This is a genomic window from Streptomyces sp. TLI_053 (genome assembly GCF_900105395.1).
In the GTDB taxonomy this organism is placed as follows: Bacteria; Actinomycetota; Actinomycetes; order Streptomycetales; family Streptomycetaceae; genus Kitasatospora.
Genome location: NZ_LT629775.1, coordinates 8,095,729 through 8,120,902, shown reverse-complemented (window position 1 = coordinate 8,120,902; position 25,174 = coordinate 8,095,729). Strand labels below are relative to the sequence as shown.

Annotated in this window: 19 protein-coding genes; 8 read left to right on the top strand and 11 right to left on the bottom strand. The window is 74.4% G+C overall.

Annotated features, from left to right (window positions below):
- Positions 1-52: 52 nt before the first annotated feature.
- The 9 genes from BLU95_RS33855 to BLU95_RS33815 all read right to left on the bottom strand — a co-directional run bounded on the left by BLU95_RS33855 (position 53) and on the right by BLU95_RS33815 (position 10,836).
- On the bottom strand, positions 53-1,954 hold the full coding sequence (locus BLU95_RS33855; protein WP_159425100.1) for a condensation domain-containing protein: 1,902 nt from the start codon (positions 1,952-1,954) through the stop codon (positions 53-55).
- Positions 1,955-2,009: 55 nt separating this feature from the next.
- Complete coding sequence (locus BLU95_RS33850; protein ID WP_093863336.1) at positions 2,010-3,035, bottom strand: LLM class flavin-dependent oxidoreductase; 1,026 nt, start codon at positions 3,033-3,035, stop codon at positions 2,010-2,012.
- Between the two features lie 12 nt (positions 3,036-3,047).
- The gene (locus BLU95_RS33845; protein WP_093863335.1) at positions 3,048-3,794 is read right to left on the bottom strand and encodes an O-methyltransferase; all 747 of its coding nucleotides are present in this window, start codon (positions 3,792-3,794) and stop codon (positions 3,048-3,050) included.
- A gap of 82 nt (positions 3,795-3,876) precedes the next feature.
- A complete protein-coding gene (locus tag BLU95_RS33840; protein ID WP_093863334.1) occupies positions 3,877-4,794 on the bottom strand; it encodes a 3-oxoacyl-[acyl-carrier-protein] synthase III C-terminal domain-containing protein in 918 nt (305 codons plus the stop codon).
- 126 nt (positions 4,795-4,920) lie between these two features.
- The gene (locus BLU95_RS33835) at positions 4,921-6,174 is read right to left on the bottom strand and encodes a cytochrome P450 (protein ID WP_093863333.1); all 1,254 of its coding nucleotides are present in this window, start codon (positions 6,172-6,174) and stop codon (positions 4,921-4,923) included.
- Entirely contained in the window at positions 6,171-7,475 is a 1,305-nt protein-coding gene (locus tag BLU95_RS33830) for an aminotransferase-like domain-containing protein (protein ID WP_231978016.1), read from the bottom strand. Before BLU95_RS33830 ends, BLU95_RS33835 begins: the two co-directional genes overlap by 4 nt.
- Before the next feature lie 100 nt (positions 7,476-7,575).
- Entirely contained in the window at positions 7,576-8,292 is a 717-nt protein-coding gene (gene dpgB / locus BLU95_RS33825; protein WP_093865318.1) for an enoyl-CoA-hydratase DpgB, read from the bottom strand.
- A gap of 20 nt (positions 8,293-8,312) precedes the next feature.
- Complete coding sequence (dpgA, locus tag BLU95_RS33820) at positions 8,313-9,452, bottom strand: 3,5-dihydroxyphenylacetyl-CoA synthase DpgA (protein ID WP_093863332.1); 1,140 nt, start codon at positions 9,450-9,452, stop codon at positions 8,313-8,315.
- A 223-nt stretch (positions 9,453-9,675) separates the two neighbouring features.
- Positions 9,676-10,836 (bottom strand): glycine amidinotransferase, encoded by a 1,161-nt coding sequence (locus BLU95_RS33815; protein ID WP_093863331.1) that lies wholly within the window; start codon positions 10,834-10,836, stop codon positions 9,676-9,678.
- Between the two features lie 545 nt (positions 10,837-11,381).
- On the opposite strand from BLU95_RS33815, the gene BLU95_RS33810 reads away from it, so the two are divergent.
- The 6 genes from BLU95_RS33810 (at position 11,382) to BLU95_RS33785 (ending at position 20,539) form a co-directional block, all read left to right on the top strand.
- The gene (locus BLU95_RS33810; RefSeq protein ID WP_093865317.1) at positions 11,382-12,425 is read left to right on the top strand and encodes a methyltransferase; all 1,044 of its coding nucleotides are present in this window, start codon (positions 11,382-11,384) and stop codon (positions 12,423-12,425) included.
- Positions 12,426-12,433: 8 nt separating this feature from the next.
- Positions 12,434-14,215: an ABC transporter ATP-binding protein gene (locus BLU95_RS33805; protein WP_093863330.1), complete on the top strand. Its 1,782-nt coding sequence runs from the start codon at positions 12,434-12,436 to the stop codon at positions 14,213-14,215.
- Entirely contained in the window at positions 14,212-16,074 is a 1,863-nt protein-coding gene (locus BLU95_RS33800; protein WP_093863329.1) for an ABC transporter ATP-binding protein, read from the top strand. Before BLU95_RS33805 ends, BLU95_RS33800 begins: the two co-directional genes overlap by 4 nt.
- A 191-nt stretch (positions 16,075-16,265) precedes the next feature.
- Positions 16,266-18,779 carry an amino acid adenylation domain-containing protein gene (locus tag BLU95_RS33795; RefSeq protein WP_093863328.1) on the top strand — a complete coding sequence of 838 codons (2,514 nt, stop codon included), beginning with the start codon at positions 16,266-16,268 and terminating at the stop codon, positions 18,777-18,779.
- A complete protein-coding gene (locus BLU95_RS33790) occupies positions 18,773-20,155 on the top strand; it encodes a preATP grasp domain-containing protein (RefSeq protein WP_093863327.1) in 1,383 nt (460 codons plus the stop codon). The genes BLU95_RS33795 and BLU95_RS33790 overlap by 7 nt, the downstream gene beginning before the upstream one ends.
- A gap of 144 nt (positions 20,156-20,299) precedes the next feature.
- The gene (locus BLU95_RS33785; RefSeq protein WP_159425099.1) at positions 20,300-20,539 is read left to right on the top strand and encodes an acyl carrier protein; all 240 of its coding nucleotides are present in this window, start codon (positions 20,300-20,302) and stop codon (positions 20,537-20,539) included.
- Between the two features lie 67 nt (positions 20,540-20,606).
- On the opposite strand, the gene BLU95_RS33780 is transcribed toward BLU95_RS33785, so the two are convergent.
- Positions 20,607-21,407, bottom strand: a complete 801-nt coding sequence (locus BLU95_RS33780) for a class I SAM-dependent methyltransferase (protein ID WP_093863325.1) — start codon at positions 21,405-21,407, stop codon at positions 20,607-20,609.
- Positions 21,408-21,755: 348 nt separating this feature from the next.
- Here BLU95_RS33780 and BLU95_RS33775 point away from each other — a divergent pair, with 348 nt between their 5' ends.
- On the top strand, positions 21,756-22,562 hold the full coding sequence (locus BLU95_RS33775; RefSeq protein WP_093863324.1) for a glycerophosphodiester phosphodiesterase family protein: 807 nt from the start codon (positions 21,756-21,758) through the stop codon (positions 22,560-22,562).
- A complete protein-coding gene (locus BLU95_RS33770; RefSeq protein WP_093863323.1) occupies positions 22,559-23,962 on the top strand; it encodes an MFS transporter in 1,404 nt (467 codons plus the stop codon). Before BLU95_RS33775 ends, BLU95_RS33770 begins: the two co-directional genes overlap by 4 nt.
- Before the next feature lie 105 nt (positions 23,963-24,067).
- On the opposite strand, the gene BLU95_RS33765 is transcribed toward BLU95_RS33770, so the two are convergent.
- The gene (locus BLU95_RS33765; protein ID WP_093863322.1) at positions 24,068-25,087 is read right to left on the bottom strand and encodes an LLM class flavin-dependent oxidoreductase; all 1,020 of its coding nucleotides are present in this window, start codon (positions 25,085-25,087) and stop codon (positions 24,068-24,070) included.
- Positions 25,088-25,174 lie beyond the last annotated feature (87 nt).

The window sequence follows — 25,174 nt, the reverse complement described above, 5'->3', positions numbered from 1 at the left end:
GCCGGGACCGGGGCTGGCGGCGGGCCCTGTGACCGAGACCTCCCGGATCCGGTCAGGGCGCGTGGCCGGGCGTCCGCCGGACCAGCGCCCCGGCGACGGCCCGCAGGGTGTGCGCGGTGGCGAAGTGCGGGAGTCGCAGGCCCTCGAGACCACGGCGGCGCAGGGTCTCGACCACGGCGGGGGCGAGGATCGCGCGGCCGCCGGCCTCCGCGTAGGTGAGGGCCAGGTTGACCGCCCCGAAGCCGTGGGTCTCCTGGAGGGCCGCGACGAGTTCGCGCTCGGGCTCGGTGGCCGGACCGAGCACCGGGGTGCCGTCGCCCGGCCGCCACTCCGCGCCGGCCGCCAGGTCGGGCAGGCCGGGGCCGGTGGCCCGGCTCGCGCTGCCCCCGGCGAGGCGGTACCGGTGGGGCGCGATCAGGTCGCCCTCCAGGTGGAGCCGGGAGAGCACGTACTCGTGCACGTCGAACAGGCAGGACGACCCGTCGAGCGACACCCGGGCCACGATGTCCCCGTCCTCCTCGGCCGCCTCGGCGGCGAGCACCCCGGGGCAGCCGGCGATCACCCCGGCGACGGTGTCGAGGTGGACCCACGTCCCCCGCACCAGCCGCGCCTCGGTGTCCCGGGCGAAGTCCGGCGGGAGCAGCGTGCGGGCGGCGGACAGCGGGGCGTCCGGCCGCTCGGCGACCAGCCGGACGAACGCGGGCAGCAGTTCGGCCATGCGGTGGACGACGCCGGCCGGGAGCATCACCGCGTCGACGTCGAAGTCGACGGAGACCGTGGTGCCGTCGACGTAGATCCAGGTGGCGTAGCTCCAGGGCTCCTCGCCGGAGCGCCACTCGTCGGTGCGGGAGACTCCGGTCTCCGGGACGGAGGGGCTCCCGGCCGGCTCCGGGGTGTCCGGCTCGGACGGGCCCTGGTAGTTGAAGTAGAGGCCCCGGACGGAGCCGATGCCGCGCTCCTTCTCCAGCCGCAGGCGGGCGTCCTGGTCCCGGAGGCCCAGCCGCAGTTCCTCGGTGTACGCGCGGAGGAACCCGGCCGCGACGGCGGTCAGGGACTCCGCCAGCGTCCGGTCCTCGTCGAGGTCCACCATGACCTCCATCGCCTTGGCGACCAGGTCGACGCTGTCGTCGCTGGGCAGCCGCAGGCCGATCGCGTTGACGACCATGATCCGGGGGATGCCCGAGTAGCGGGAGATCAGCCAGCCGACGGCGTGCATCAGGACCATGGCCCGGGACACCCGGTGGGTCCGGCAGACCCGGTCCAGCAGCGGCAGGAACCCCTCGTAGCGCACCGCGGACATCAGGAACCGCGGCTCCGGGGTCTCCTCCTTCACGGTGGCCGGCACCAGCAGCCTGGGCGCCAGCTCCCTGGGGTCCCGGCTGCGCGCCGGCCGGCCCTCCGGGGTCCGCGGGGTCCGGCGCTCCCCGGCCGCCCGGTCGAGCGGGTGGGTGATCCGCAGGGCTCCGCCGGGCCCCTCGCCGCAGAGGGCCAGGAACTGTTCCCGGAGGTTCCGCACCCCGGATCCGTCGAGCAGGATGTGCTCGAACACCAGGCTGAGCACCCGCACCTCGTCGTCCTCGACGAACAGCCGCACCGACCACGGCGGCCGGGTGTACATCGAGCCGCCGACGAGCGGGTGGATCCCGCCCTCGTCGGTGTACTCCGCCAGGGTGTCCAGCCCGGCGACGGTCAGCGGCAGACGGAACCCCTCGGCGGCGAAGACCAGTTGGTACGGCAGGTGGTCCGGTCCGAGCCCGAACCCGGTCCTGAGCACCTCGTGCCGCTCGACCAGTGCCGTCAGCGCCGCCGTCGCCGCCGCGACGGACACCCCCGCCGGGAGGTCCCAGCGCTTGGACCAGGCGTTGTCGATGTCCCCCTTCTCCCGCCAGTAGAGCCGCAGCCACCAGCGTTCCTGCTGTTCGGTGAGCGGACCGCTCCGTACGACAAGACTCAACTTCTCCACCCCTCCGTGCATCGACAGTCGGACACGGCCGGTCGGCCGTCGAGCTCTAGGGCGTGTGCCGAGCCGCGAGGAGTGCCCGGTTGATGTCCTCGTGGTCGTCCTCGTAGCTGCCGTTGAGCAGAACGTGCCCGACCCCCGCGCGCAGGTACTCCGCGAGCCGGGAGCCGACGTCGTCGTGGCTGCCGACCAGGAACGGCGCGCTGGCGTGGCCGCTGCGGAAGGCTCCCAGCCAGTACGTGTCCGGCGCCGCGTCGGCGGCCGCGGCGGCCTCGGCCACGGCGTCGACGGCCAGCTGACGCGACCAGGAGTTCTGCGAGACGGTCTTGAGCAGCGTCTCCTGCCGCCCCCGCCAGGTCTCGGGGAACCGTTCCCGGGCCGTCGCCCAGGCGTCCTCCCGGTCCGGCCCGGCGACGATGCCGATCCGGATCCCGAGCTCGCCGGTGTAGCCGCCGGCCAGCAGCGGCTTCAGGAAGGTCTCCTCCCACTCCGGGTAGCGGGCGGGGTGGGTGACCACCACGTCGGCGACGTCCCTGGCCACTCCGATGCTGGCCGGGGAGGAGCCGGCGACGAACAGCTTGCACTGCGAGAGGACTTCGGGCCGGGGCTCCAGCCGGAACCCGCGGTAGGTGTAGAAGCGGCCCTCGGTGTCGACCTCCTCGCCGCGCAGCAGTGCGCGCAGCACCGTCCCGTACTCGCGCATCCGCTCGTACCGCTCGTCGTGGCCGAGTCGGTCGCCGGTGCGGCGCAGTTCGTCGTCCCGGGCGCCGGCGACCAGGTTGAAGTGCAGCGGGCGCCCGTACAGGGTCGCGTACGCCGCGGCCATCGCGGCGGCGGTGTGGGGCGGCACCGAGGAGGGCTGGACGGCGACGAGCGGGACGAGGGTGTCGGTCGCGGCGCCGAGCTGGCCGGCGATCAGCCAGGGGTCGACCTCGTGGAGGTTGTGCGGGACGAGGATGCCCGACCAGCCCGCGCGCTCGCAGGACGCTCCGGCCTCCCGCAGCCGGGAGAGGTAGTCCTGCTCGAACTCACGCTGCTGGCTTGCCGATTCCGGGGTCACGGAGTAGACGTGCACGGTGGTCCTCCGTCAGTCGATGGCGAGTACGCCGGTCGGGTCGTTGCTGTTCCCCTGCGGGCGCAGGTCCTCCGGGTCCACGTAGTCGCGGATCCGGCGGATCAGCGTGGTGCTGTTCTGGCCGAACCGGTGCGGCTCGCGGAGGTTGGTGATCTCCAGCCGGCCGCCGTCCCGGCCCCTGAGGGATTCGAGGTAGCGCAGCACCGCCCGCCCCTGCGGGTAGGTCATCAGGTAGTGCGCGGCGAACACGCCGCCGGCCGGGTTGACCAGTTCCCAGTACTCGCGGACGAAGGCGAGGGTGTCCCAGGTGTCGATCCAGGCGAAGTCGATCAGACCGAAGGCGTCCCTGACCTTGTCGGCCGAACCCCGCAGGTCGCCCTCGACGACCTCGCAGACGCCGGTGAGGTCCAGTCGGTCCAGGACGTCGAGGGCCCTGGGGGCGGAGGACGAGGTGTCGGTCATCCGGTCGATGCAGATCAGCCTGGGCTCGTACGGCTCGTCGTAGTACGGGGCGTGGGCGAGCGGCTGGAGCTCGGCGGACCCGGGGGTGCCGAGCAGGGCGCGTTCGGCCTCGAAGGCCTCCTTGTTGTCCTTGAGCGCCCTGGCCAGGTAGGGGGTGGTGTACCCCATGCCGACCTCCAGGACGTGCTGCGGCCGCAGCGTGCGGATGAGCCAGTAGAGCAGCGGGGCGGTGGAGTCGGTCCCCATCTCGGGGACCTCCAGGGACTTCACCGTCGAGACGAACGCGTCGTCGATCATGAGACACCTGCCGGGTGCGGCCCCGGGGCGGGGCACGTGGTGGATGGGCCTTCGGACTTCGGTGCGGCCGGCCGCGCCCGCGTCATCGACACGGGGCCGGGCCGTCGTCGTGCGTGTACTCGACCGCCAGGGCCGACCAGGAGTACGGTCCGCCGGTCGCGAGCAGGAGGCGGTCCCCGGGATCGAGCGCGCCCGCGGCGGCCAGCCGGTGCAGGGTGATCAGGAGGTCCGCCGAGAAGCAGTGCCCGAGTTCGGTGACGGGCCCGAGCAGGAGCCTGTCGGGGGGCATCCGCATGGCCGCGAGCAGGAACTTCTGGGCGGCCGGGCGGTAGTTGGGCAGGATCGCGTACCGGAACGGGGCGCCGGTCCGCCCGAGGCCGGCGAGCAGGGCGGTGACGGTCTCGGAGGCCAGCCGGACGGTCGAGAGCAGCCCCTGTCCGGCGGGGTCCGCGTCGGCCGGACGGACGGCGGTGCGGCTGCCGGCGGCCTCCACCCGGAGCCGGGGGCCGGCCGGCTCCGGTCCGCGGGAGAGCAGGCACGCGGCGGCCCCGTCGCTGAACACGGACAGGCCGCTCGCCATGATCCGGTCCCGGCCCTCCGCCCGGTCGGCGAGCAGCAGCAGGACGCGCTCGGCCCGGCCGGAGGCCAGGGCGTCGGATGCCACCCGGACGGCGGGGACCAGGTTGCCGCAGTCCTGCCCGGACAGGGCGAGGTGCTCGACGTCGTTGAGGCCGAGCCGGTCCAGGATCCGGGCCAGCGAGCCGGTGGTGTCCGGGTCGTTCTCGCTGACGTAGAGCACGAGGTCGGGCCGGGCTGCGGTGGCGAGGGTCCGCTCGGCGGCGCCGGCCGCGAGGTCCCAGATCTCGCGGCGGCTCTCCCGGAAGTGGACGATCTCGGTGACCAGCGGGGAGATGTCCGCGGTCGTGGTCCCGGCCAGGTCGGAGACCGGGCGGATGTCGCCGCACTCGTATCCGATGGCCGAGATGGTGGTGCCGTGCATGGTTCCCTCTCACTCGTCGTGGGCCGGGGCGGTCGGGTCGGCGCGGGGCTGGGTCGGTGCGGGGCGGGCCCGGGGGCGGGGGCGGGACCTGCGGCGGGCGCGGGCGTCGGGCGTGGGGCATCGGGCTCACCAGGTGACCGGGAGCCGGTGCACCCCGTAGAAGCCCATGTCGGTGGCGAGCGGGACCTCCTCCGGCGGCACCGCCAGGGCCAGGCCGGGGAAGCGTCGGAAGAGGGCGGGGAAGGCGACCCGCATCTCGGTCCGCGCCAGGTTCCGGCCCAGGCACTGGTGGATCCCGTGGCCGAAGGCCAGATGGCCCGTGGTCCGCCGGGAGAGGTCCAGCCGGTCGGGGTCGGCGAACCGCGCCGGGTCCCGGTTGGCCGCCGACAGCGACACCGTCACCGACTCCCCCGCCCTGAGCAGCCGTCCCCCGAGCTCGAGGTCCTCCAGCGGAGTGCGCGGGACCCCGAAGTGGAAGATCGTCAGATAGCGCAGCAGTTCCTCCACCGCGTTGTCGGCGAGCGCCGGATCGCTCTTCAGCGCGGCCAGTTGCCCGGGGTGCGACAGCAGGGCGAAGGTCCCGAGGGCGAGCGAGCTCGCGGTCGTCCCGTGTCCGGCGGTGAGCAGCAGGACACCGGCGCCGGCGATCTCCTCGGTGCTCAGGGTGCCGTCCCGGACGAGCATGCTCAGCACGTCGTCGCCGGGCCGGGCCCGCCTGCTCCGGGTGAGTTCCCGCAGGAACCCGTCCAGGCGCTCCATCGCCAGGGCGGCTTCCCCGGCGGAGGCGTCCAGGCTGAACAGCAGGGCGCTGTCGTGCTGGAAGGCGGCCCGCTCCCGGTAGGGCACACCGAGGAGTTCGCAGATCGCCAGCGAGGTCACCGGCAGCGCGAACCGCTCGACCAGGTCCGCCGGTGGCGCCGCGTCGGCCGTCGCGGTGAGGTGTTCGTCGACGAGCTGTTCGATCCGCGGCCGCAGGGCCTTCATCCGGTGGGCGGTGAAGGTGGCGGCCAGCGGCCGGCGGACCCGGGTGTGGGCGGGTGGGTCCATGTCGACCATCCAGCCGGGCAGTGCCGGGGCGCCGAAGAAGGGCTCGGCGCCGGGTCGGGCCACGGGAGCCCGTTTGAGTTCGGAGCCGGCACTGAACCTCGGGTCCGCCAGCACGCTCCGCGCCAGGGCGTGGCCGGTCACCAGCCAGCCGGTGTGGCCGTCCGGGTAGGCGAGCGGGCGGATCGGCTCCCCGCCGCGGTGGTCGGCCAGTCCGGTCGGCGGGTCGAAGGGGTTGGGCCGTTCCGTGGGCAGCGGGGCCGGGAGCGGGGCCGGCCGGGCGGGGCGCGGGGACGACCGGACCGGGAGCGCGGACGGCTCGGGCGGGTGCGTCATCGGACCTCCTTCCGCAGGAACCCGGCGAGCCGCGCGACCCCGGTCTCGATCTGCCCGGGGTCGAGGTAGCTGCAGGAGAGCCGCAGCCGGTGGTCGCCCCCGGAGCCGAGGTGGAACGGCGCCATCGGCGTCCACAGCACGCCGTACTCGGCCGCCGACCGCTCCAGCAGGGCGGTGTCGGCGGGCACCGGCAGCGTCATCCGGACGAAGAACCCGCCCTCGGGCCGGTTCCAGCTGATCCCGTCGGGCAGGCCGTCGGCCGCGTGGCGGTCCAGCTCCTCGGCGAGGTGGCCGAGGTTCCGCCGGTAGAGCTCCGACTTGCGCCGGCTGAGCGCCATCAGCGAGCCGCCGTGCTCCAGCAGCATGCCGCCGATCACGGCCTGACAGACCGGGGAGGTGTTGACGGTCACCATGCTCTTGGCGGCCGCGAGTTCGTCGGCCAGCAGGGTCGCGGGTCCGCCCGGGCGGACGACCTCCTGGTCCGCGACCACGTAGCCGACCCGGGCGCCGGGGAAGCAGACCTTGGCGAAGGTCCCCAGGTGCACCACCCGCCGGTTCCGGTCCAGGGCCTTGAGCAACGGCAGCTCCGCCCCGGGCGCCGCGGTGAAGCCGTAGGCGTTGTCCTCCAGCACCAGGAAGTCCTCGAGCTCGGCGAGTTCGAGCAGGCGGTGGCGGACCTCCAGCGGCATCCGGCCGCCGCCCGGGTTGGCGAAGTCGGGCGCGACGTAGCACGCGCGGACCCGCCGGCCGGTGCCGCGGGCGGTCCGGCAGCGCGCCGCCAGGGCGTCGAGGTCGAGCCCGAGCGGGGTCTCCTCGACCCCGACCAGGTCGATGTCGAGCAGCCGGGCGGCCCCCCTGATGCCGACGAAGCAGGGGTCGGCGACGGCGAGCACGTCCCCACGGGAGCCGAACAGGGTGCGCAGCGTCAGGAACATGGCCTCCTGGGCGCCGACGGTCACCACCACCGCCGCCTCCGGCACGTCGACGGCGTGGTCCCGGCGCAGCGCCCCGGCGACGAGGTCCCCGATCAGCCCGCGGCTCGGCCCGTACTCCAGCAGCAGCCGGCGCGCCCGGTCCGGGGTGTGGCCCCGGTCCCGGACGAGGTGGTCGAGGAAGCGGTCGAGGTAGCGCCCGGGTTCGAGGTCGGGCAGCAGGTCCGGGTGGGGGGCGCCCGGTGCGAAGGAGACGGCGTCCGGATAGCGGGCCATGATCTCGTTGAGGAAGCCGATCGAGCCGAGTACGGGTTCCGCCAGCGAGGCGTGCAGCGAGGTGGCGTCCAGGCGGACCGGGCGGGGGTTCACCGGCGGGCCGAGGAGCGCTGCTGCCGGGCCGGGGTGCGCTGCCGACGGACCCCGGCCGGGAGGTGCCGGCCGCGGTCCCGGGCCGCCAGGGCCGGAGCCGTCACCGGGGGCTCCCCGGTGTCCCCGGGGCCGCGGCGGCCAGCCGGCGCAGCTCGCGGTCGCAGGCGGCCAGGTGGGCGCCCAGGGCTCCGTCGTAGTCGGCCGAGCCGGCCTCCAGCAGGAGCTGGCGGCGGACGGCCAGTTCCCGGTCCGAGATCCGCCCCATCAGCACGGTCGCGGTGTGCACCGCCTCCGCGACGTCCTCGCTGAGCTGGTCGATCAGGCCGAGTTCCAGCGCCCGGTCGACCGAGATGTCGTTGCCCCACATGACGATCTGCCGGGCCCTGGCGACCCCGAGGTGCTGGACCAGCCGGTAGAGCGACATGCCGGGCCAGAAGTGGCCGTCGTTGACGGGCACCATCAGCAGCAGGTCCGGTGCGCCGATCCGGAAGTCCGCGGCCAGCAGGAGGTCCAGGGCGGGGCCGCCGCAGGCGCCGTGCGCGGCGGCGATGGTCATCGCGGCCAGGCGCTCGAACCGGCGCACGGCCCGTTCCCAGCGGTTGACCTGCCGGACGTCGACGGCGCCGGGCCAGGCCCTGGAGCCGGCCGGGGTGACGTCGAGCCGCAGCACCACGACGGACCGCTCGGGCCGGTTCTCCACCTCGTCGCAGACGGCGTTCACCGCCGCGGTCAGGTCGGCCAGCGGCCGGGATCCGTCGATCCTCACCTCGGGGCCGAGTCCGTCGGGCAGCGGGGTCGGGTCGAGGTTCGCGTGCATCGTGACCGCCATTCCTTCCGTCACCAGCCCACCAGGGCCAGTTCGATGGTTGATCCGGGACCCATGGTCATCAGGACGCCGAAGTCGCCGGGTTCGGCGCAGGCCTCGGCGGCGAGCCGCCGGTAGGAGAACAGAAAGGATCCGCTCGAGAGATTGCCGTGGTCGCGCAGGACCCCGGTGGTGTGCCGGACGTCCCTGCGGGTGAGGCCGAGATTCACCCGGACCGAATCCACGACCTTCTTCCCGCCGGAATGGATCACCCAGTGGGAGATGTCGGAGCGGTTCAGTCCCGTTCCTTCGAGGAGGCGGTCGAGCGAGGGTTCCGCGTGCGCCCCCACCACGTAGGGGATGTCCGGGTCCAGGTAGAAGCTGAACTTCCCCTGTTCGTCGTCCCAGTCGTAGCGCATCGCGCCGGAGGCCTCGGGGACGATGCAGCTGGAGAAGCGCAGCAGCGCCGGGCCGGCGGGCGTGCCGGCGGGGCCGGTGGCGGTGGCGGTGGCGGTGGGCGGTGCGACCACGGCGGCCGCGGCCGAGCCGTCCCCGAAGAGGCTGTTGACCACCGCCGAGCGCATGGTGCCGTCCATCACGTACGCCGCCGAGCACGCCTCGATGCAGACCAGCAGGGCCAGCTCGCCGGGGTGGGCGGCGGCCCAGGAGGCCACCGAGGTCAGGCCGTTGAGGCCCGCGTTGCAGCCCATGCCCACCACGTCCAGCCGGGCGCAGTGCCGGTCGATGCCGAGTTCCTTGATCAGCAGCGCGGAGAAGCCCGGGGTGAGGAGACCGGTCGAGGTGACGCAGCACAGGTAGCGCACGTCGGCGAGGGTCGCGCCGGCCGCGCGGAGACAGTCCTCGACCGCCCGCCGGCCCAGGGCCACGCCGCTCGTGACGTGCTTCGCCAGCAGCTGGCCCTGGGTCTCGACGGGCATCGAGCCGTCCGGCAGCGGCGGCGGGAGGGTGAGCGCGCGGCGCTCGATGGCGCTGTTCAGGAAGATCGACCGCACCCGCGGGTCGGTGATGCCGAAGAGGTCGAGCAGTTCTCGCTGCGAGTAGGAGGTGGCGGGCACCGAGGTGCCGACCCCCACGATCGCGGGCGATGTCGCCCGGGATTCCGCGGACAAGGATCCCGGGCGGTTCCGGACACTCCGGTCGGCCACTTTCATCGTCGTCTCCTCCGGACTCTTCCTCGGTCGTTTCTTCGGTGTCGCCCGGGCCGGATCCGGCCGGGCCGGAGGAGTGCTCGGGGACGTTCGGGAACGGGAACACGGCGGACGGCGGGAACACCCGGAGCCCACGGGCCCGGGAGCCCACGGCCGGGAGGACCCGCGACCGGTCCCCCGCCGCGGCCCGGTCCACCGCCCCGACCGGTCCGCCGCCCCGACCGCGTCAGTCGAGGTAGTCCTCCGGCCCGCCCTCGCGGACCGTGTCCAGCGTGAAGCAGTGGAAGCCGCCGCCGAAGAGCCGCCGGTGGCGGTGGCGCACCGGCACCACGGTGAAGCCGTGCCGTTCGAGGGTGCGCCCGAGCTCCGGGCAGGCCTCGTTGACCAGGACGGTGTCCGGGGCGACGGAGAGCACGTTCAGGTCGATGAACGGGCTGGTCAGGATCAGGTCGTCGTCGTCGTACTGCGGGAAGTTGTTGCCCTCGGCCGGCGGCGGGACGATCAGGTCCCACTTCCGGAGCGCCTCGGGCAGCTTCTCGGCCACCTGCTCGGACCGGACCAGCAGGGTTCCGGGCCGCAACGCCAGCACCATGCTGTCGATGTGACTGTCGCTCAGCCGGTGCACCCGGTGGATCCGGAACCGGCCCTCCAGGTGGCGCTCCAGCCAGTCGCAGGCCATCGCGTGGTTGGCGGTGGAGATGTTGACGACGAGGTCGCGGCCGAGCCGCAGGCACTGCGCGCCGTCGAACATCATCTCGAAGCCGACGTCGTACGGGGAGGGTTGCGGCTCCGCGATCGGCTCGGTGGGTCCGCCGACCGTACTGGTGCGCGCGTAGTCGAGGTCGAAGGAGGCGTCCGTCATCAGCGGGCGGGGCATGACGGTCCAGCGGGCGCCCCGCCGGAAGTAGTCGTTGAAGATCCCGGTGAGGAACTGGGTCTCGAAGTACCGGGACCGGATCATCGGCGGTGTCTCGATGATCTCGTCGCCCAGGATCAGGGTGTTGTCGCGGACGTTGAGGGGCGGCACCACCGAGGCCGTCCAGGCCGGCGTCTCGACCCTGGCCGTCGCGGCGTCGACGCTCATCGGCCGGTGGACCGTCACGGAGAGCGATTCGAGCGCCTCGACGATGCCGTGCAGGTCCTCGTTCAGCTCGTCCACATAACGCTGCTTGATCGATTTCCGGCCGGATCCGGCACCCGGCCCGCCGTCGGCGGCGGCCGTCAGCCGGGGGTAGTACCACTCCGAGCGCGAGGAGTTGTCCTTGGCGATGTTGTCGTGGAAGAACAGGTCGAAGGACAGCTCGCGTTCGTGCGAGGTGTAGTTCTCCGCCGAACCGACGATCACCTCCTTGAGCGGTGACCATTCGTCGAAGCTGTTCAGCTGCATCGCGGGCTCCTCCAGTGGTGGTTCCGTCGGCACGTGAACGGTCCGGGAACCAGGGTGATCACGGGGTGCGGCAGGCCGTTCGTCGCTCACGGCCAGGGGGGGCGGAATCGCGCCGGAACCGGGACGCCCGGACCTCCCGGACCGATGTCCGGTGGCCTGAGGGATCGTCACATGCGCTTCGGGGGGCGCTGCGTCGCACACCATCACTTCATCCCGCCCGACCGCGCGTCAAGACCCCGACACCGAAAGGGGCTTCGTGACCTGCGGGATGATTCACCCATAAGCCCACACAGTCGTCCGCGCCGAGCTTCTTGATCCCGAGGGCTCGCCCAGCGGTGCAATGTGACGTACCATCTGCTGGGCACCGGGATGTCCACCGGGCCGGTCCGGGCCGTGGATCCCCTGACCGGCGGCCCCGCGAGGATCGTTCCGCTCGGGCCGCCCGCATTCCCCCGGGCGTTCCCGGGTTCTCCGCCTTTTGCGTTCCGAGTTGTCGCGCTTCGGGAAGTCCTCCACCGACGGTCCAGAAGGGAATGCTCGTCCAGATGAGCAACGTGCACGAAGGTGATCCGGTCTACGAGCGCTTCCGGTTCCTGGTGAACGCGCCCGCGCTCTTCAACGCCGTGACGACAGCCGTCGAACTCGGCGTCTTCCGCTACCTCGGGGAACACGACCGGGCCTCGTTCGAACAGCTCCACGCCGTCACCGGCGTCCCCGCCCACCAGCTCCGGGTACTCCTCCAGGGCGTCTGCTCGACCGGCCTCCTGACCAGGACCGACGGCCTGTACGCCAACTCCGCGGTGGCCGGTGACCTGCTGGCGACGGACGCGCCGGACAGTTGGTCCCACATCCTGGTGGGCTGGAAGGAGGTCTACTACCCGGCCTTCTCGCACCTGACCCGGGCGCTGCGCGCCGGCACCAACACGGCGCTCGCCGACCACCCCGGCGACGAACCCACGCTCTACCAGCGCCTGTCCCGCAACCCCGGACTGGAGGCGGTGTTCCACCGGGCGATGAGCGCCTTCACCCTGCGCAGCCTCGACGCCCTGGTCGAACGCGACGAGTTCGCCGCGGTGAAGCACCTGCTCGACATCGGCGGCGGCGACGGCACCACCTCCGCCGAGTTCGCCCGGCGCCGCCCCGGACTGCGGGCCACCGTCTTCGACATGCCCAGCGTGTCGCGGCTCGCCGGCGACGGCGCGGCCGCCGAACTCGCCGACCGGGTGGAGCTGCACCCCGGCGACATCTTCGAGGACGCGTTCCCGTCCGGTGCCGACGCCGTGCTCTTCAGCCACGTCCTGGAGATCTTCGCCGAGGAGCAGATCCTCGCCCTGCTGACCAAGGCGTACGACGCCCTGCCCGCCGGCGGCCAGGTCTTCGTCTACGGCTTCAACGTGTCCGACGACGAGACCGAGGGCATCTTCTCCGCCCGGCTGGGCCTCTACTTCAACGTGCTCGCCAGCGGCCGCGGCATGGCCTACCCGGCCAAGGACTACGAGGAGTGGCTGCGCCGGGTGGGCTTCACCGAGGTGCGCACCGTCACCGGACTCCCCTACGAGCACGGCCTCACCCTCGGCACGAAGGCTTAGACACCCCCATGCACCGTTTCCCCGAACCCGACCCCGGCGAGCCCGCCCTCGGCTCCCCCGGCCGCTACCTGCTGTGGCTCGCGTCCGCCCACCGCGCCTCCGCGGTCCTCGCCGTCGGCTACGGCGTGCTCTGCACCCTGGCCCAGGCCTTCGTGCCCGCCGCGATCGGCCGCGGGGTCGACCGGGGGCTCATCGCCGGGGACCGGGGTGCGCTGGTCACCTGGTGCGCCGTGGTCCTCGGGCTCGGCGTCACCCAGGCCGTGGCCGGCACCCTGCGCGACCGCTGCTCGGTGACCAACCGGTTCGGGGCCGCCTACCGCACCATGCAGCTCGTCACCCGCAAGGCGGCCCGGCTGGGCGCGGAACTGCCCCACCGGGTCTCCGCCGGGACGGTGGTGAGCGTCGGTGCCACCGACATCACCCGGATCGGCGCCGCCCTGGAGAGCACCGCCCGCGGCGGCGGCGCCGTGGTGTCCATCGCGGTCGTCGCCGGCGTCATGCTGACCGTCTCCTGGCAGCTCGGCCTGGTCGCCCTGGTGGGCGTACCGCTGTCGGCGGCGGCGATCGCCGCGCTGATGCGGCTGCTGCACACCAGGCAGCACGGCCTGCGGAAGGAACAGGGCGCGCTGGCGGACCTCGCCGTGGACATCGTCGACGGCCTCCGGGTCCTGCGCGGCATCGGCGGCGAGCGGGTCTTCGCCGACCGGTACCGCGAGCGCTCGCAGCGGGTGCGCCACGAGGGGGTCCGGGTCGCGGGGGTGGAGTCGAGCGTGGCCGCCGGACGGCTGCTGCTGCCCGGGCTCCTCGTCACGGTGATCGTCTGGCTCGGGGCCCACTTCGTCGGCACCGGCCGGATGAGCCCGGGCGCGCTGGTCGCCTTCTACGGGTACGCCGTCTTCCTCGCCGAGCAGCTGCGCCGCGCGACCTCCATGGTCGACCAGCTGACCAGGGCGTTCGTCGCGGCCCGGATGGTGACCGACCTCCTCGCGATGGAACCCGGGCTCGACCCGGGCGGGCGGGAGCCCGGTACCGAGGATGCGCGGGGGCCGCTGCGGGACCCCGGATCGGGCCTGGAGATCCCGCCGGACCGGTTCGTCGCCGTCGCCTGCGCCCGGCCGGACGACATGCGGCTGCTGGCCGACCGGCTCGGCCGGTACGTGGACTCCCCGGCCACCCTCGGCGGCATCCCGCTGGCCGCGTTCCCGCTCGCCGAGGTGCGCCGCCGGATCCTGGTGGTGGACCACGACGCCCGGCTGTTCTCCGGCACCCTCGCCACCCAGCTCGATCCGCACGGCCCGGCGGACGGCGACACGGACGGCAGCCCGGACGGCAGCCCGGACGGCGGCAGCACGGCGGGCGACGGCGCCGGCGCGGACGGCGGCACGGACCGGCTGCGGAGGGCGCTCGACACCGCCTCGGCCCACGACGTCGTCGCGGCGCTGCCCGAGGGCCTCAACCAGGAGATCACCGGCGGCCGGGAGTTCTCCGGCGGCCAGCGGCAACGGCTCAACCTGGTCCGGGCCCTGCTCGCGGACCCGGACACGCTGGTCCTGGTCGAACCGACCAGCGCGCTCGACGCCCACACCGAGGCCCGCGTCGCCGAACGGCTGGGCGCCCACCGGCGCGGCCGCTCGACCGTGGTGTTCACCACCAGCCCGATCCTGCTGGACCGCGCCGACCACGTCGTGCTCGTCGAGGGAGGGACCGTCGTGGCCGAGGGCCGGCACGGCGAACTGCTTGCCGACGCCCGCTACCGGACCGTCGTCACCAGGGAGGTGACGGTCGCATGAGCGCCCTTCCCGTCGCAACGCCCCGCGAGGTGCGCGGCTACGCCAGGCGGCTCGCCCTCCGGTACCCGGGACAGCTCTCGGTGTCCCTGCTGCTGCACGCCCTCGCCACCGCGGCGGGGCTGGTCGCGCCGAAACTGCTCGGCGGGCTGGTCGAGGACGCGGGCCGGGGCGGCGGCATCGACGGCGCCACCGGGACCGCGCTGACGATCGGTGCCGCCGTCGTGGCCCAGGCCGTCCTCACCCGCTTCGCGCTGCTCGCCTCGCTGCGGCTCAGCGAGAAGGTCCTCGCCCGGTTGCGCGAGGAGTTCGTCGACCGGGTGCTCGCCCTGCCGCTGGCCACGGTGGAACGGGCCGGCCCGGGCGAGCTGATCACCCGGACCACCCGGGACGTCGACGTGCTGGCCGGCACCGTGCAACTCGCCGTCCCCGACACCCTGGTGGCACTCGCCACGGTCGCCCTGACGCTGGGCGCGGTGGCCCTCACCGCACCCGTGCTGGTCCTGCCGTGCCTGGTCGCCGTGCCCGTCCTGTGGCTGTCCACCGCCTGGTACCTGCGCCGCGCCCGGGCCGGCTACCTGCGGGCGAACGCCTCGTACGCCCGGCTCACCGGCGGCCTCGGCGAGACCGTCGACGGGGCGCGCACGGTGGACGCGCTGCGACTGGCCGACCACCGCTTCGCACGGGTCAACGAGGACATCGCCGAGTCCTACGCCGCCGAGCGCCGCACGCTGTACCTGCGCAGCGTCTACCTGCCGATCGCCGACACCGGCTATGTGCTGCCGGTGGTCGCCACCCTGCTGATCGGCGGCCTGCTGTACCTCGACGGCCGTGTCTCGCTGGCGGCCGTCACGGCGGCCACCCTGTACGTGCAGCAGATCATCGGCCCGGTGGACCGGCTGCTGTACTGGATGGACGAACTGCAGGTCGGCGGGGCCTCGCTGGCCCGGATCCTCGGGGTGCACGGGCCCGCGTCCGAGGCGGGCAGCACGGCCGGGACGGAAACGGGCGGTGCGACCGGGACGGGGACCGGCAGGCCGACCGGGACGGGCACGGACGGTACGACCGCGGCCGACCCGGGCGGTAGGGGCGGTACGGGCGGTACCGGCGCCGGGAAGGACATCGTCCTGAAGGGCGTGTCGCACGCCTACCGGGAGGGCCAGGACGTCCTGCACTCCGTCGATCTGACGATCCGGGCCGGCGAGCGGATCGCGGTCGTCGGCCCGTCGGGCGCCGGGAAGAGCACGCTCGCCGGACTGCTGGCCGGGCTGCACAGCCCCACCGCCGGCTCCATCACCATCGGCGGCACCGCGATGTCGGCCGTCCCGGTGGCCGAACTCCGCCGCCGGATCGCGCTGGTGACCCAGGAGCACCACGTCTTCCGCGGCACCCTGCGGGACAACCTGCTGATCGCCCGGCCGGACGCCGCGGAGCACGAACTCGAACACGCGCTGAAGGCGGTCGACGCCTGGGACTGGGCCTGCGAACTCGGCCCGGACACCGAGGTCGGCTCGGGCGCCGCGCCGCTCTCGCCGATCCAGGCGCAGCAGCTGGCCCTCGCCCGGCTGGTGCTGAGCGATCCGATCGCCGTGGTCCTGGACGAGGCCACCTCGCTCCTGGACCCGCGCGCCGCACGGCAGCTGGAACGGGCCCTGGCCGCCGTCCTGGCGGGGCGCTCGGTCGTCGCCGTCGCCCACCGGCTGCACACCGCGCACGACGCCGACCGTGTCGTGGTGATGGAGGACGGCCGGATCACCGAGACCGGCAGCCACGAGCAGTTGGTGCGGCAGGGCGGTCCGTACGCCCGGCTGTGGCGCTCCTGGCACGGCGACCGGGCCGAGTCGGCCGACCGGCCGGACTGACCGGGCTCCCGGACTCACCGGGCAGACCGGGCAGACCGGGCAGACCGGGCGGACCGGGCTCCCGGCGCGACAGCAGAGACAGCGGCGACAACAGGGACAGCAGGGACAGCGGGACGACGGCACGGCCCGTCGCGCCTCCGGCCCCGCATGCCCTCGCACCAACCGGACACCGAAGCACGAAGGGGGACCACATGACGGACACCGCGTCGATCCGGTCCGGGGCCCGGCACGGGCACCTCGACGGGGCGACGGAGATCGACCTGGCCACCGACCGGCCCCGGGCCACCGCCGGACCGTACCGGCCCGGGACCGAGCGCCTGCCGCTTCCCGCCGCCACGGCGGCCCTCCTGGACGAGGTGAGCGGCTCGGCGGGAGTTCCCCCGTCGATCACGGTGCTCACCGCCTGGGCCGCCGTGCTGCACCGGCACACCGGGCAGTCGGACCTGCTGCTGGGCCTGGCCACCGGCCCGGGGACCGGTCCCGGGGTCCGGCCGCTGCTCCTGCGGCTGCGGCCGGCGGCCCCGTTCGCCGAGGAGCTCCTCCGCGTCCACGCCGCCGCCGACGCCACCGCTGCCACCACCACCGACGCCGGCGCCGCCGCCCCGCACCGCGCTCCGCCGGAGCTGCGCGCCCTCGCCGGCCACCCCGGCGATCGCGAGCTGCGCGAAGCGGCGCCGGACCTCGCCCTGTCGCTGGAGCGCGAGGACGGGGCCGCCGGCCTCTGCCTGCGCTACAACACCGGCCTGCTCGCCCGCTCGACCGCCCTCTGGGTGCTCGGCCACTGCCTGACCCTGCTCGGGGAGGCCCTGGCCGACCCCGGACGGCCGGTCCGGGAGCTGCGGGTGCAGGACGAGCCGCCCGCCGCCCCCTGGTCGCTGCCGGTCCCGGCCGGCTTCACCGCCCCCGCACCGCCCGGGCCGGGCGAAACCCTGGTCGACCGGTTCCTGCGGACCGCGGCCGAGCACGCCGGCCGCACCGCCGTGACCGGCCCCTCCGGCACGCTCGACTACGCCGGGCTGGAGCGCGTCACCGCCGCGACGGCCCGGCGGCTGCGCCGCTTCGGCGGCCCCGGCAGGCGCGTCGCACTGCTCTGCGCCCACGACATCGGCGCCGTGGTCGGCGCCTGGTCGGTACTCAGGACCGGCGCGGCGTACGTCCCGCTGGACCCCCGCCAGCCGGACGGCCGGCTGACCAGGCTGCTGCTCGACGTCGACGCCGCCGCGGTCGTCTGCGACCCCGAACTCGCCGAGCGCGCCGCGCTCCTGGCCCGCGGCCGGCAGATCGTCCCGCTGGACCCGACCGATCCGGGCGCCGACCCGGGCCCGGTCCCCGGCGCCGAGCCGCGGCCCGGCGCCGGGGAGCCTCCCGCCGCCGGTGCCGACGCGCTCGCCTACCTCCTGCACACCTCGGGCTCCACCGGAAGGCCGAAGGCGGTGATGCAGACCCGGGGCAACGTCCTCGCGCACGCGCTCACCTACGCGGACCGGATCCGTCTCGGCCCGGGCGACCAGGTGCCGCTGCTGGCCCGCCACACCTTCGACGCGGCCGTGATGGACCTCTACGGCGCGCTGCTGACCGGAGCCACCCTCCACGTGCTGGACCCGCTGCTGCCGGCGCCCCGGCTGCGCGAGCGGCTGGGCGCCGCCGGGGCCACCGTGCTGCACTGCACCCCGACCGTCTTCCGACACCTGACCGGCGACCTCGCCGAGGACGCGGCAGGCCACGAGGCCGCGCTCGGGACCGTCCGGGTCGTGGTGCTCGGCGGCGAGGAGGCCGGCCGGCACGACCTCCGTCGCTTCCTCAGGGCCTTCCCCGACGGCAGCGCCCTGGTCAACGGTCTCGGCCCGACCGAGTGCACCCTGGTCACCCAGCACCTCGCCGGCCGGGCCGACCTCGGCGGCGGTGCCCTCCCGGTGGGCGGACCGGTCGACGGGGTACGGATCCGCCTCCTCGACACGGACGGGCACCCCACCGAGCTCCGCGGCGAGCTGGAGGTCCGCGGCGACCGGGTGGCCACCGGCTACTGGAACCAGCCCGAGGTCACCGCCGGGGCGTTCGGCACCGCACCGGACGGCACCCGGTACTACCGCACCGGCGACCTGGTGCGGCGCCGCGCCGACGGGGCGCTGGTGTTCCTGGGCCGCGGGGACCGGCAGATCAAGATCCGCGGCCACCGGATCGAGCCCGGGGAGATCGAGGCGGTGCTCCGCGGCCACCCCACGGTCGCGGAGGCCGTACTGACCGTCGACACCCGGCGGCCGACGGCCCGGCTGGTCGCGTACGTGACCCCGGCGACGGCCTTCCCGCCGGACGCCGAGGAGTTGGGGCGCTACCTGGCCCGCACCCTGCCCGAGCACGCCGTGCCCTGGCGGGTGGTCGCCCTGGAGCGGCTGCCGCTCGGCCCGACCGGCAAGCTCGACCGCGCCGCGCTGCCCGCGCCGGAGGAGGCCCCGGCCGGCATCGGCGACGCCCCGGACACCCCGACCGAGCGGGCGGTCGCCGACGTGTGGTGCCGGGTCCTCGGCGTCCCGTCGGCGCGGCTGCACAGCAACTTCGTCGCCAGCGGCGGGGATTCGGTCCAGCTGCTGACCCTGCTCACCGAACTCCGGGCCGAACTCGGGGTCGAGCTGGACCTCCTGGAGGTCCTCGCCGCCCCCACCGTCGCCACCATGGCCCACCTGATCGAACGGGAGAACCGATGCTGATCATGCCCGGCGCGCGGACCGCGCGGACGGCCGCCCGGAACGCGCACGCCATCCGCGTCCTCATCGGCAACGACTTCAGCGAGGACGTGCGCACCGACCGCGGCTGGACCGGCTGGTGGGTGCAGCGGATCGCCTGGTTCGCCGAGGACGGCGACGTCCTCGTCCTGCCGGTGCGCCCCGAGGAGGACTTCCTGGAGTACGTGACCTCGTCGACCGGCGTGCGGCGGGAGAGCCTCACCGTCGTCGTCCCGCCGGCCCACGCCGGCAGCGAGGGCACCCTCTCCCCCGCCCGGCTGGCCGACCCGGAGTTCGTCGAGGCGCTCGAACTGGCCGTCGGCGAGCGGGAGGTGACCCATCTGTCGGCCCTGTGGCCGGACGCCGCGGTGGCCCGGCTCGCCACCGTCCTCGGGGTGCGGGACGCGATGCCGGGCCACGGCTTCGTGGACCAGGCGGGCGGGGTGATGGTCAACAGCAAGTCGGCGTTCCGGACCGTCGCCGGCGGTGTGGGAGTGCCGATGCCGGAGGGCGCCGTGCTCGTCAGCCCCCAGGTCGCCGAGGAGGCGATCCTGGACCTGCTCGGCGGCGGCCCGGTGATGGTCAAGCACGACTTCCTCTCCGGCGGGCGCGGCAACGAGGTCCTGACGACGGGCGAGAGCTTCCGCCCGATCGGCGCCCGCCGGGTGATCACCGTCGCCGGCCGCGAGGACGTGCGGGCCTACCTGCGGGAGCGGTGGGAGTGGCTGACCGCCGGCGGCCGGGGGCGGCCGGTCGCGGAGCGCTACGTCCGCGACAGCTCCGCGTTCTTCTCGGAGTTCCTCCTCACCGACGAGGGCGTGGAGCTGACCGGTGACGGCGAACTGCTCTCCGCCCCCTACGCGGTCGGGCAGATCATGCCCTCCCAGGGCCTGGAACCGGAGGTGCTCGAACGGATCCTCGACGGCGGCCGCCGGCTGGCCGAGGCGCTGCACGCGATCGGCTACCGGGGCGTCCTCGGCCCGGACGCGATCGTGACCCCGGACCGCGAGGTGCTCTTCACCGAGTACAACGGCCGGGTCACCGGCTCCACCCACATCTACGGCCGGATCGGCGGGATCGTGGTGGGCGAGGGCTTCGGCAAGGACCGGATCGTCCTCGAACGGGTGTGGCCGGAGGGCTGGGCGACCACCTCGTTCTCGGCCGCCCTCGCCGCCGTGGAGGGCGCCGGCCTGCGCTACGACCCGGCCACCCGGACCGGGGTCGTGCTGACCAACGCCTTCGACGGCAACAACGGGGTCATGTACTGCATCGTGGCCGAGGACCTGGCCGCCGCCTGGGCCTGCGACCGGGCGCTGAAGCCGGTGTTCGCGGTTCCCGGGCCGGGCGGTTCCGGGGCCTGAGTCCCCGCGCTCGCCCGGCGCGTTCGTTCCTCCCCGCGCCTCCCCGGCGCGTTCGTTCCTCCCGGTGTTCCCCCTCGAGTGTCCCGCCACCTCCGGCGGGGCTTCTCCCCGGTATGCCTACCGGCAAGTCAGGAGACGTGTGACGTGGCAGATGTGAACAGCCGCCTGGCGGCACTGTGGACCGAGCTCCTCGGGTGCGAGGACGTCACCGAGGACTCGGACTTCTTCGAGTCCGGCGGCACCTCGGTGGTGGCCGTGTACCTCGCGGCCGAGATCCAGGACCGGCTGCGGATCGAGATCGACGCGATCGAGATCGTCACCCACCGGACGTTCGGCGAACTCGCGGCGCTGGTCGGCGGGCGGGTTCCCGGGGAAGTGGTCTGAGGACCCGGAGTCCGACGCGCTCCGGCCGCCCGGGTGGACCGACCCCGGCGGCCGGAGCGCTCCCCGGTCAGGCCGGGCGGGCGGCGGGCCGGTGCCCCCAGACGGTGAGCAGGCCGGCCGCCAGGGCGGCGCAGTCCTCGGAGTCCAGGTAGCGGACCGCCTCGTCCACCCCCGCGTCGTCGACCAGGCCGGTGGCGAGCATCGCGGCCCGGCTCCGCTCGAAGGTGTCCGCCCAGAACCGGCTGATCGGACTGCCCGGCAGCAGCGGCGGCACCCGTACCTCGGCGCCGACCCGTTCGAGCCCCGCCCCGCGCAGCAGGCGCGGGTAGGAGGGCACCCAGGAGACGTCGGTGCCGATGGTCTCCCGCAGCCCCCGCCACATCGCCCGCATCGCCCGGTCGTACGGGGTGGCCGGGTCCCGGTCGGCGGCCGGTTCGACCGCGTCGCCGAGCACCAGCACCCCGCCCGGCTCGACGAGTTCGGCCAGCCGCCGGACCAGCCGCTCGTGGTCGGGCAGGTGCATCAGCACGAAGCGCGCGTGCACCAGCCGGAACCGGCCGGGGGCGAAGTCGGGGGCGGTGACGTCGGCCTCCCGCACCTCCATCCCGGGCACGGCCCGCTCGGCGAGGAAGCGCACATCGCGGTCCACGGCCAGGACTTCCGCCACCCCGGCCTCCTCCAGCAGCCGGCGGGAGACCGTGCCGGTGCCGGCCCCGATGTCGAGGCAGCGCCAGCCGGGGCCGACCCCGAGGGCGTGCAGCCGGGCCATCGTGACCCGGTCGTAGGCGAGGGCGCCGAAGTCGATCCGCTCGCCCTCGCCCGCCTGCTCCGGCCGGAACACCGCCTCGCCGTAGCGGCCGCCGGTCACCGGGCGGCCCTCCGTGCCCCGGGGGAACCGGCGGCGGGGGTACCGGGGGCAGCAGCGGGGGAACCGGGGGCGCGGGTACCGGGGGCAGCGCGCCCTCCGGGGCGACACGGCGGCGGGTCGTCGAGGAGTTCCATGGCCGGGCCTTTCGCGGACGCGGGATCGGCGGTGCGGCGCCGGCGCGGCCGCCGCTCCTCGATCGTCCCTCTCCCCCGCGCCTGCCGCCCGCCGCGCCCCGCGCCGACCGCTCCGCACCCCTGCCCGTTACATCTTGACAATGAGTGTCACAATGTAACGCGCGTGGGGCCGGCAGGCCCGGCGGCGACCGATTCCAGCAGCTCGGAGCACGTCATGCACCCCTTCCTCGACCATCCGGGGCCGCTCGCCTTCGCGCACCGGGGCGGTGACCTCGGGCGGCCGGAGAACTCGTCGGCCGCGTTCGAGGCCGCCGTCGCCCTCGGGTACCGGTACCTGGAGACGGACGTCCACGCCACGGCCGACGGCGTGCTGGTGGCGTTCCACGACAGCCGGCTCGACCGGGTCACCGACCGCACCGGGGCACTGTCCGAGCTGCCGTGGCGCACCGTGCGGCAGGCCCGGATCGGCGGCACCGAGCCGGTGCCGCTGCTGGAGGACCTGCTCGGCGCGTTCCCCGAGGCCCGCTTCAACATCGACGTCAAGGCGGCGCCCGCCGTCGGCCCGCTGGTCGAGGCGGTGCGCCGGACCGGGGCCTGGGACCGGGTCTGCGTCGGCGGCTTCTCCGACGCCCGGCTCGCCGCCGTACGGGCCGCCGCCGGGCCCCGGCTGGCCACCTCGCTCGGCCCGCGCGAGGTCGCGCGGCTGCGGCTGCGCTCGCTGGCCGGGCCGCTCGGGCGCGGCGGCGGGGCGCCGTGGGCCGGGATCTGCGCCCAGGTGCCCGAGCGGCACAAGGGCGTCCGGGTGGTCGACCGGGCCTTCGTCCGGACCGCGCACCGCCTGGGCCTGCAGGTTCACGTCTGGACTGTGGACGACGCCACACGGATCCGGGCTCTCCTCGACCTGGGTGTGGATGGCATCATGGCCGATCGCATCGACGTCCTGCGCGATGTCCTCCGCGAGCGCGGATGCTGGCCCCACGACGGCAACGGCTCCAGCACGGTGATAGGAACCGCCCCATGAGCACAGCGACCGACCTGCCGGAGCATCCGGCCACCGCCACCGCCGCCGACGACGGGCGCGCGCTGCGCCGCATGCAGTTCGGCTGGTACATCAACGACTGGGCCAACGCGGCCTTCTCCGCCACCGTCCTCACGGTCTTCCTCGGTCCGTACCTGACCTCCGTCGCCAAGGAGGCGGCCGACGCCCGGGGCAATGTGCACCCGCTCGGCCTGTCGATCCGGGCGGGCTCGTTCTTCCCGTACACGGTGTCGTTCTCGGTGCTGCTGTCGGTCGGCGCGATGCTGCTGCTGGGGACGGTCGCGGACCGCACCGGGCGGCACAAGGAGCTGATGTGCGGGGCCGCCTACGTCGGCTCGGCCGCGACGATGGGCATGTTCTTCCTCGGCGGCGACCGCTACCTGCTCGGCGGCGGCCTGCTGGTGGTCGCGAACATCGCGTACGCGGTGTCGGTCGCGCTCTCCTACGCCTACCTCCCCGGCCTGGCCTCGCCCGACGAGCGGGACAAGGTGTCCTCCAAGGGCTGGGCCTACGGCTACGCGGGCGGCGGCCTGCTGCTGATCGCCAACCTGGCGCTGTTCCAGGGCCACGACGCGTTCGGACTGGACTCCGGCACCGCCGTGCGGATCTGCCTGGCCTCGGCCGGGCTGTGGTGGGCGGTCTTCACCCTGGTGCCGCTGCTGCGGCTGCCCTCGCGGGCCGGTGTGCTCCCGGGGCAGCCGCCCGGGACGGCGCAGGGCCCCCGGGACGCCCGACCGGCCGCCGGGAGCCTGCGCGAACTCGGCCGCACCCTGCGCGGCATGCGCCGCTACCCGCTGACGCTGCTCTACCTGGGCGCCTTCCTCTGCTACAACGACGGCATCCAGACCGTCGTCTCGCAGGCCTCGCTCTACGGCAGCGAGGAACTGGGCATGGACCAGACCTCGCTGGTCGTCGCCGTGCTGCTGGTGCAGATCGTGGCGATCGGCGGCGCACTGCTGCTCGGCCGGATCGCGCACCGCTTCGGCGCCAAGAGCACCGTGCTCGGCTCGCTGGTCGGCTGGGTGGTCACCCTCGCGCTCGGCTACTTCATGCCGGCCCACCAGCCCGCCTGGTTCTACGCCCTGGCCTGCATGATCGGCCTGGTGCTCGGCGGCAGCCAGGCGCTCTCGCGCTCGCTGTTCTCGCACATGATCCCGGCCGGGCGGGAGGCCGAGTACTTCAGCGTCTACAAGGTCAGCGACCGCGGCACCAGCTGGATGGGCCCGCTGGTCTTCGGCCTGGCCTACCAGATCACGGGCAGCTACCGCTCGGCGATCATCTCGCTGCTGGTGTTCTTCGTGATCGGCTTCGCCGTGCTGCTGAAGGTCCCCGTCCGGCGCGCGATCGAGGCGGTCGGCAACCCGGTGCCCGAGCGGCTCTGACCGCGCCGGGAGCGCACGGAACGGAACCGCACGGAACGGGGCGGGGGCTGTGACGGCCCCCGCCCCGTTCCGTCGTTCGCGGGGCCGCTGCCGGCCGGCGGCCGGTCAGACGCCCGGCTTCCAGCCGAGGGCCGGGGCCAGGTGGGCGGCGATGTCGGTGAGGATCTGGACGTAGTCCTCGTGGCCGAAGGTGAACGGGAGCGCGAAGACCACCTCGTCCACCTCGCGGAAGCCCGCGTGGGCGGACAACTGCTCCGCGATCGCGGCGGACGGCCCGACCAGGTCCCGGGCGAACATCGTGCGGGCCGGGCCCTGCGGGGTCGAGGTCCGCGGCGTCCGGGCCCGGACGTACTCCTCGTAGCGCGCCCGCTGCTCCGGGGTGGCGCTGTCGGTGGGGATCACCACCAGCCCCTGGGAGACCCGGGCCGCGGCCCCCAGCGGGTGGTGCGCGCGGAAGGCCGCGATCTGCGAGCGCTGGATCTCGGCGAAGTCCTCCGACTCCTCGGCCCGCACCACGTTGCTGGTGAGCAGCGAGAGCCCCTGCTCCCCGGCCCAGCGGGCGGAACGCAGGCTCCCCCCGCCGTACCAGAGCCGGTCGGCCAGGCCCGGCGAGACCGGCTGGACCCGGTCCGAGTACACCTCGATGCCCTCGACGCCGCTGAAGTCGGTGGCCCGCTCGCCGCGCAGGAAGCCGAGCAGTCGGCGGACCCGCTCGTAGCCGAAGTCCTCGGCCTCGGCGGTGTCCGGGTACAGCGCGCCGGACACCCGGTCCCAGTGGCCGGGACGGCCGACGCTGACGCCCGGGTTGAGCCGGCCGCCGGACAGCAGGTCGGTGGTGGCGAGGTCCTCGGCCAGACGCAGCGGGTTCTCCCAGCCGACCGGGACGACGGCCGTGCCCAGCTCGATCCGGCGGGTGCGCTGGGTGGCGGCCGCGAGCACCGCGACCGGCGAGGAGATGCCGTACTGGAGGTGGCGGTGGCGCACCCAGGCGCTGTCGAAGCCCAGCTGCTCGCCGAGTTCGATCAGCCGCAGGGTCTGCTCGTGCCCCTGCGCCGGGTCGGCGGGGTCGAAGAGTCCGATGGTCAGGAATCCCAGCCTGCGCAGGGGCCTCGCGTGCGACGGCACCGGTGTCCTCTTTCCTCGGCATCCCCGGCGCGGACGGTGACCGGCCGGGCGGCGTGCCGTCCACCGTCACACAGGGGCCGGGGACGC

Bases quoted from the DNA above. Each gene is read 5' to 3' on its own strand.
- BLU95_RS33845 (WP_093863335.1), bottom strand. From the start codon at position 3,794: ATGATCGACGACGCGTTCGTCTCGACGGTGAAGTCCCTGGAGGTCCCC.
- BLU95_RS33840 (WP_093863334.1), bottom strand. From the start codon at position 4,794: ATGCACGGCACCACCATCTCGGCCATCGGATACGAGTGCGGCGACATC.
- BLU95_RS33835 (WP_093863333.1), bottom strand. From the start codon at position 6,174: ATGACGCACCCGCCCGAGCCGTCCGCGCTCCCGGTCCGGTCGTCCCCG.
- dpgB (WP_093865318.1), bottom strand. From the start codon at position 8,292: ATGCACGCGAACCTCGACCCGACCCCGCTGCCCGACGGACTCGGCCCC.
- dpgA (WP_093863332.1), bottom strand. From the start codon at position 9,452: ATGAAAGTGGCCGACCGGAGTGTCCGGAACCGCCCGGGATCCTTGTCC.
- BLU95_RS33815 (WP_093863331.1), bottom strand. From the start codon at position 10,836: ATGCAGCTGAACAGCTTCGACGAATGGTCACCGCTCAAGGAGGTGATC.
- BLU95_RS33810 (WP_093865317.1), top strand. From the start codon at position 11,382: ATGAGCAACGTGCACGAAGGTGATCCGGTCTACGAGCGCTTCCGGTTC.
- BLU95_RS33805 (WP_093863330.1), top strand. From the start codon at position 12,434: ATGCACCGTTTCCCCGAACCCGACCCCGGCGAGCCCGCCCTCGGCTCC.
- BLU95_RS33800 (WP_093863329.1), top strand. From the start codon at position 14,212: ATGAGCGCCCTTCCCGTCGCAACGCCCCGCGAGGTGCGCGGCTACGCC.
- BLU95_RS33795 (WP_093863328.1), top strand. From the start codon at position 16,266: ATGACGGACACCGCGTCGATCCGGTCCGGGGCCCGGCACGGGCACCTC.
- BLU95_RS33790 (WP_093863327.1), top strand. From the start codon at position 18,773: ATGCTGATCATGCCCGGCGCGCGGACCGCGCGGACGGCCGCCCGGAAC.
- BLU95_RS33775 (WP_093863324.1), top strand. From the start codon at position 21,756: ATGCACCCCTTCCTCGACCATCCGGGGCCGCTCGCCTTCGCGCACCGG.
- BLU95_RS33770 (WP_093863323.1), top strand. From the start codon at position 22,559: ATGAGCACAGCGACCGACCTGCCGGAGCATCCGGCCACCGCCACCGCC.